Genomic DNA, 7,289 nt, shown 5'->3' on the forward strand with positions numbered 1-7,289 from the left:
GCGGATCTCAGCCGGCGAGCCAGGTCGAGTAGAACGACGGGCGGCCGACCGACTCGGTGTCGAAACCCTGCACCTTCGCGGTGAGGCCGAAGACCTGCGGCTCCTCGAAGATCGGCAGGATGTACGCGTTCTCGGCGAGGTAGCGCTGGGCCGCCTCGGATGCCGACTGACGCTCGGCCGTGGTCGGCTCCGACGCGATCGCCGACAGCAGCGTGTCGAGCTGCGGGTCACCGACCGACCCGTCGGTCGGGTTCAGGTTGAGCAGCGTGTTGCGGTTCTTCGAGAAGTACTGCGACTTCAGCACATCGAAGTCCGCGCGGCCGACCATCGAGTGGTACACCTGGATCGTGCTCTGATCGGTGGACGCCTTGGTCTGTGCGGCCATGTCGCCCGCGAACAGCGACACCTGGATGCCGAGCTTGCCGAGCTGCTCCTGGATGAGGGTCACGACCTCCTTCGAGCGCGGCTGCGGCAGGGCCTCGTTGAAGGCGAGAGTGAGCTTCTCGCCGTCCTTCTCGCGGATGCCGTCGGCACCCTTCGTCCAGCCCGCCTCATCGAGGAGCGCGGCGGCCTCGTCGGGGTCGTAGACGTAGGACGACGAGGTGTCGACGTAGCCGAGGGCGGTCTTCGCGAGCGCGCCGGTGGCCAGCGGGTAGTTCGCGGTGAACAGGGTGTCGACGATCTTCTGACGGTCGATGCCGGCGATGATCGCCTGGCGCACCCGCACGTCGGCCAGCCGCGGCTCGCGGAAACGGAAGCTCAGGCCGTTGTTCACGCCGTTGGTGGCCGCCGCGTGCAGCGACAGCGAGCCGCCGGCGAACTGCGCCTCGTCGGGGGCGGGGATGTTGCGGGCGACGTCGGCTTGGCCCGCGACGACCGTGCCGACGCGCACGCTGTTCTCGGCGGCGACGATGTAGTCGATGCCCGCCAGGTAGGCGGCGCCCTGGTGGGTCAGCGACGGGGGAGCCCAGTCGTAATCGGCGCGCGCGGTGACGCTGGTCTGCGTGCTGATCTGCTCGTTGGAGATCACGAACGGGCCGCTGCCGATGATCTCCTCGGCGTTGCCGGGGCCGAACTGCTCGCTCGTGCGGTCGAGGGTCGCATCCGAGAGGAGTCCGGAGTTGATGGTCGACACCGCCTGCCCGAACCCGGGCGAGGGAGCGGTGAAGCGGAAGACGACCGTGTCGTCGTCGACGACCTCGCCGCCGCCGTAGTTGTTGATCGCCTCTGAGATCGGCAGCGCTCGGTCCTTGTCGCCCTTGCCGTAGAAGTCGATGTTCTTCACGACGTTCGCGGCGGTGAGCGGCGTGCCGTCGGAGTAGGTGACGTCCGTGCGCAGATCGAACGTGTACTCCGTCGCGTCGGCGTTCACCGTGAAGTCGGTCGCGATCCACGGCTCGAGCTCGAGGGTCTCGGGGTTCTGGTACAGCAGCCGGTCGGTGATGTTGTTGACGATGCCGCCGTTGGGGTAGAAGCCCGCGGACGGCGGGTACAGCGTCGTCCATGTCTGCGGCTCCAGGTAGCTGAGGGTGCCGCCGCTGACGGGCTCGGCGCCGGCGTCGGGGGCCGACGGGGTCGCCGACGTCGAGCAGCCGGCGAGGAGGGCGACCACGGCGAGTGCCGAGACCGAGGGGACGGCGATACGGGTGAGTCGGGACATGTGTGCTCCAGAGGTGCGCCGCGGTGCGGCGTGCGAGACGAGATGCCCCACCCCACCACGGCGACGGGTCGGCGCCCGAACCGGTGGTCACGGTTCGTCATGTCGGGCGAGATGGCCGTCGTGCGCGTCTTTAAACCTGGTCAAGTGGATATTCCCGAAGATCCGGATCTCGAATGCGACGCGCGGGACGACCCGTTCTTGACGTCGAGTTACGCGCTTTGACGTCTCGTGACGGCGGGTGACCGAGGCCGCGCGCCGTTCCCCTAGAGTCGTCGTCCACCCTGCCCATCGAGAGAGTCGGTGCACGGGTGTCGAGAGAGTCGGTGCACGGGTGGCGCCGGGCCGGATCCTCTCGACTCCGCCCCGTGAGGGGGGCGCCGGGGCCGCCGCTCGTCCGAGCGCTTCCGCCCGCGCGGCCGGGCTGCGCCTCCCCTGCGAAGCGCTCGAGTGTGCTCGGTGACCGCGTGTTCGACCCCAGCGATTCGAAGGACGACCGATGACCGTGACGCACCCCGTCGATCCCCTCGACGTCTACACCGACTGGGGTCGCCGCAGCGCCCGTGCGGTCGCGGACGACACGCCCCGCCGCGACCACCGCGGGGCGGCGCCCGGCGTTCACGCCGCGATCGTGGACCGCGTGGAGGCCCTGCGCCCCGAACTCGTGGCCCTGGCGACCGACCTGCACGCCCACCCCGAGGTGGGGTTCGACGAGGTGCGCAGCTCCGCCCGCATCGCCGACCTTCTCGACGCGCACGGCGCCGGCGTCGAGCGCGCCGCCTTCGGTCTTCCCACCGCGTTCCGCGCGACCCGCGGATCCGCCGGGCCGCACTTCGCCGTGATCGCGGAGTACGACGCGCTCCCCGGCATCGGGCACGCGTGCGGACACAACATCATCGCCGCGATCGCGGCCGGCGCCTTCCTGGCCGTTCCGGATGCCGTCGGCGACGGCCGCGTGAGCATCATCGGCGCCCCCGCGGAGGAGAGCGGGGGCGGAAAAGAGCTCATCCTGCGCGCCGGGGGCTTCGACGACATCGACGCCGCCGGTATGGTGCACCCCTCGACCGGCGCCGACATCAGCCCGATCCTCGGCGGAGGCACCAGCGGCGTGCGACGCCTGAGGGCGACGTACCACGGACGCGCCGGGCACGCCGCGCTGAGCCCCTATCTCGGATTGAACGCTCTGGATGCCGTGGTCACGGCGTACCAATCGATCGCCCTGTTGCGCCAGCACATCCTGCCCGTGGACCGCATCCACGGGATCATCACCGACGGAGGCGCGGCGGCCAACGTCGTTCCCGAGCGCGCGGCAGCGGAGTTCTTCATCCGCTCCGACGACATCGACACGCTCGACGTGCTCGTGGAACGCGTGGTCGCGATCCTCGAAGCCGCCGCGCTGTCGACGGGAACCCGGCTCGATCTCGACCTCGACTTCGCGCCGCCCTACCTGCCGCTGCGGCCGAACGTCGCGTTGACGACGCGCTGGGCGGCGGCCGTGGAACGACGCGGGCGCGCAGTGCCCCTGCGCTCCCGCGTTCCACGCCAGGGTGGACCGTCGACCGACATGGGCAGCGTGAGCTGGTTCGTGCCGTCGATCCATCCGATGCTGGGTCTGGGGGGAGCCCCGGGTGTCCTCCCGCACAACGCGGCGTTCGCCGAGACCACCGTGCAGCCGGCGGCGTTCGACGCGCTCGTGGACGCCGCTATCGCGCTCGCCGGTGCGGCGGCCGATTTCCTCGCCGACGAGGATCTGCGCGCGGACGTCGCCGCGGAGTTCGCCTCCGCGGGGGGACGCCGACGGGTGGGGTCGTAACGTCGACACGGGCTTGGCGCGCCGGTGTCCTCTACGCGGCGGGTCAGCGTTCGGCCTCTGGATCGCTCAACGAATCCAGAACCCCAGCGTGCAGAGCAGACGCGTCTCGTCGTCGGCATCCGCCGGCGGGTCGATGGCCGGGGGGAACACGCCCCACTGTCGCCATTCGTCCGCGTGCGGGGTGACGTGCTCGGTGAAGCCGTCGACCAGCTCGGGGGAGAGGTGGAACGGGATGCCGAAGTGCTTCGCGATCGAGTACGCCTGGAACGCACGGTAGGTCGCGAGGTGCGCGAACCCCTCGGCCGCGGGGTAGTCGCCGTAGGTGAAGCGGAAGGTGTCGGCGATGTCGCCGTTTCGCACCGCGGCCGTCGCCGCGGCATTCAGGGCGTCGTACGCCCCGATCGGGTCGTCGCCGAGCAGATCGGCGTCGGCGAACGGGTCGCCGTCGGCCGCCGCACGACCGGCGATCACGTCGGGGATCCACGCCTCGTCGTAGACGTGGCGCCCGAGGATGTCACGCAGCGTGGGCGACTCGTGCTGACTCCATTCCGGCGGTACCGGGGCGGAGAAATCCGCGGGATCGAGCTGGTCGACGACCTCGCGCAGCGCGGCATCGGAGTGGAGGAAGAGTTCGGCGGGGCTCATGGCGACGACGGTACTCCGGGCCACCGACACCGGCTAGAGGGGGCGTGGGAGGTGCGTCGGCGGGGGTGCGGGCGTGCCGGGCGGAGGACGAGGGAGGAGCGGAGGATGGATTCCGCGCAGGTGTCCTCCCGCGGTCGCTTCTCCTCCGCTGGTCACGACCGAGTCTCGAGCGCGACCCCGCGCCCCGCACCATGACCCCGCCGTACGATGGGGCCTCCCGCAACCGGAGGATCACGCGATGACCGAGAACCCCCTGGCCCACCGACTGGACTACTCGCTCGACGAGCTCGACGACACCGCTCTGTCGGCATCCCCCATCGGTCTCCTCCAACGGTGGCTGAAGGATGCCGCCGACCTGCCCGAGCCGAACGCGATGGTCGTGTCGACGGTGGATGCCGAAGCCCGACCGACTTCGCGCACGGTGCTGCTGCGCGGAATCGATGACGACGGCGCGCTGTGGTTCTTCACCAACCGCCAGTCGCGGAAAGGACAGGCCCTGGCCGCGAACCCGTCCGTGTCGATCCTCTTCCCCTGGTACGCCCTGCAGCGCCAGGTCATCGTGCTCGGCACCGCGACACCCCTCCCCGCCGAGCGCGACGACGCCTACTTCGCGTCGCGCCCGCGCGGTTCGCGGCTGTCGGCCTGGGCGAGCCATCAGTCTGAGCCCGTGGCATCCCGGGCAGCCCTCGAGGAGCAGATGGCCGAGGTCAGCGCGCGTTTCGGCGACGACCAGCCCGTGCCGCGCCCGCCGCACTGGGGCGGGTATCGCGTGGAGCCGCGCGAGATCGAGTTCTGGCAGGGGCGCCCGTCGCGGCTGCACGACCGGATCGTGTTCAGCCGCGAAGGAGACGGGTGGGCGGCGGTGCGCCGACAGCCGTGAGCAGCGCCGTCCGGTGCCGGTCCCGCCCGTCGGCGGCGCGACGGGGGTGTGGACGCCCGCGTCCACGACGGCGGAGCGCTCCCACGACCGACCTCCCAGACGGGGACGATCGCGGCCAGATCATCGAGCGGGTGCGGGCAAGTATTCCGTCGCGAACTCCACGTCGCACATCGTCAGCAGGTAAGTCACGAGCCAGCTGTAACCGAGGAGTCCGTCGTCCGCATGCAGTCGGGCCAGCTTCCCGTCGGCTTCGACACGGACGAAACCCGCTGCATCCATCGACCATCGGCCCTCGCCGCTCACCGGCGTGGGCACTCCCTCGAGGCACCAACGCCCCTCCGCATTCTTCGTGACGCCGTCAGCGAGCACGACGCTCCGCAGTGTCGCGGTGCCGTCCTCGGCGAGCGTCAGCCTCGAACCGTCGTGGACGTACTCGGCCGGGAAACCGACCTCGGCGCTCAGCTTCTGCCATGAGCGGGAAGCGGACACGAGCCCGTCGATCTGGGTGTGGATGACGACGCCGACGACGACGACGGCGATGACCGCCCACCACGGGCGGCGCCATCGGGGATCGGGAACCCGGGCGGCGAGACGGTACGCGACCACAGAGAGCGCGATGATCAGCACCACCCCGAGGAACTCCAGCAGCAGCACCGCGGGATCCGTTTCGGCGAACACGCGTTCAGAGTATCCGCGCGCACCCGGTCGGCCTCCCGAGGGTCGGACCATCCGAGGTCCCTCCGGAGGCCGCCGCACAAGGGGGAGATTCGAGAGACGCGCGAACGGCTCCGGCCCGTACATTCGAAGCAGCGGCACCTGTGACGCGGACCGCGCGAACCACACGCGATCCGCGTCCCCCTTCGGAGGAATAAGACACCATGGCGAAGAAGAACGCGGACAAACCCGACCTCGACCAGAAGGCCTTCGTCGAGGCGACATCCGAGGCGAAGTCGCGCTACGGCCGGTTCAACCTCGCCATCGTCGGGAGTTCCGGCGTCGGCAAGTCGTCGCTCGTGAACGCGGTGTTCGGCCGCGACTGGGCGAAGGTCGGCCGCGGCCTCCCTGTCACGCGGGGTGTGCAGTTCTACAGCGACGACTCGCTCGGCATCTGGGACGTCGAGGGCTTCGAGATCGGTTCGCCCGTTCCTCCCGACCAGCAGTTGCGCAATCACCTGAACGCCATCGCGGCGCACTCCGGCGATCACCAGATATCCGTCGTCTGGTACTGCGTGCAGGCCAACGACGACCGACTCACTCCCGCCGACATCGCCATGATCCGCGAACTCGACGCGCGGGGTCTGCCGGTGATCCTCGTGCTCACGAAGGTCGATTGGATCAAGAACCCTCTCACCGGCCATCAGGGTGTCGCCAAGGACGTGCAGGCCTTCGTCGACTGGCTCAACGATCCGGTGGATGCCGCGACCGGCGAACGCCTGCACGTGCCCTACCGGCGCGTGATCCTCACCTCCACGCGGGACCGGCACGGGAAGGGGAAGGGGCACGGCCTCGGTGACCTTGTCACCGAGACGCTCGACCTCGCTCCCGAGCGTGACAAGGATGCCTTTCGCATCGCACAGCGCCTCAACCTCCCGTGGAAGCGCGAGATGGCTCGCCCGATCATCGCGACGGCGGCCGCGGCAGCCGCGGGAGCGGCGACCGTTCCGCTTCCTGTCTCGGATGCTTTCACTCTTGCGCCGATCCAACTCACGATGATGGGGCGGATCGCCGCCATCTACGACCTCGAGGTCAAGACGATGCTGTCGGCGGGAGCCCTCGCCCAGTTCGGTGTGCAGGTCGCGGGGCGCGCGCTGGCGACGAGCTTTCTGAAGCTGATCCCGGGCGCCGGGATCGTGGTGAACGCCGCAGTGGCGGGTGCGCTCACTGCGGCGACCGGGGAGAGCTGGATGAAGATCTGCGAGCTCTTGCACACGGGCAAGATCGACGTGCGCAAGCTCGACAAGGAGTGGGCCAAGTACGCGCCGAGCTTCATGGACGTCGCGCGGAAGCTGGTCGAGCGCCGCGTGGGCAGGAAGTAGCTGCCGCGCCACCACGCGATGGCCGCGCAGCGCCGAGGCCGTGATGAGCGGAGGGCGAGGGGCGTGCGGAGGATGGATGCCGCTGACGCGTCCTCCCGTCGTCCCCCCTCCTCCGCTGGTCGCGGTGCTCGCGCCGTGCGCAGGGAGCGGAGAAGATTCGGCGAGCGGAGGATGGATCCCGCGGCGGTTTCAGGCGGTCAGTGCAACACCGTTGTCTGGTGGGGTTGAGAGTAGTCGTTCGAGGGCTTCGGTGGGGGT

At 69.9% G+C, this 7,289-nt stretch carries 6 protein-coding genes; 3 read left to right on the forward strand and 3 right to left on the reverse strand.

Annotated features, from left to right (window positions below; all coding sequences use genetic code 11):
• Positions 1 to 7: 7 nt before the first annotated feature.
• On the reverse strand, positions 8 to 1,660 hold the full coding sequence (locus tag MT347_RS13035) for a TIGR04028 family ABC transporter substrate-binding protein (RefSeq protein ID WP_243501615.1): 1,653 nt from the start codon (positions 1,658 to 1,660) through the stop codon (positions 8 to 10).
• A gap of 496 nt (positions 1,661 to 2,156) precedes the next feature.
• Here MT347_RS13035 and MT347_RS13040 point away from each other — a divergent pair, with 496 nt between their 5' ends.
• Positions 2,157 to 3,470, forward strand: coding sequence for an amidohydrolase (locus MT347_RS13040; RefSeq protein WP_243501616.1), 1,314 nt, complete (start codon positions 2,157 to 2,159; stop codon positions 3,468 to 3,470).
• Positions 3,471 to 3,536: 66 nt separating this feature from the next.
• Here MT347_RS13040 and MT347_RS13045 read toward each other — a convergent pair whose 3' ends face one another.
• Positions 3,537 to 4,115, reverse strand: a complete 579-nt coding sequence (locus MT347_RS13045) for a hypothetical protein (protein WP_243501617.1) — start codon at positions 4,113 to 4,115, stop codon at positions 3,537 to 3,539.
• 238 nt (positions 4,116 to 4,353) lie between these two features.
• Here MT347_RS13045 and pdxH point away from each other — a divergent pair, with 238 nt between their 5' ends.
• On the forward strand, positions 4,354 to 4,995 hold the full coding sequence (gene pdxH / locus MT347_RS13050; protein ID WP_243501618.1) for a pyridoxamine 5'-phosphate oxidase: 642 nt from the start codon (positions 4,354 to 4,356) through the stop codon (positions 4,993 to 4,995).
• A gap of 120 nt (positions 4,996 to 5,115) precedes the next feature.
• Here pdxH and MT347_RS13055 read toward each other — a convergent pair whose 3' ends face one another.
• Positions 5,116 to 5,673, reverse strand: coding sequence for a hypothetical protein (locus tag MT347_RS13055; RefSeq protein ID WP_243501619.1), 558 nt, complete (start codon positions 5,671 to 5,673; stop codon positions 5,116 to 5,118).
• A gap of 200 nt (positions 5,674 to 5,873) precedes the next feature.
• Between MT347_RS13055 and MT347_RS13060 the strand changes: the two genes are divergently transcribed.
• Positions 5,874 to 7,031, forward strand: coding sequence for a GTPase family protein (locus MT347_RS13060; RefSeq protein WP_243501620.1), 1,158 nt, complete (start codon positions 5,874 to 5,876; stop codon positions 7,029 to 7,031).
• The last annotated feature ends 258 nt before the right edge of the window (positions 7,032 to 7,289 follow it).

Origin of the sequence: Microbacterium sp. VKM Ac-2923 (assembly GCF_022815605.1) — a bacterium.
Lineage (GTDB): Bacteria > Actinomycetota > Actinomycetes > Actinomycetales > Microbacteriaceae > Microbacterium.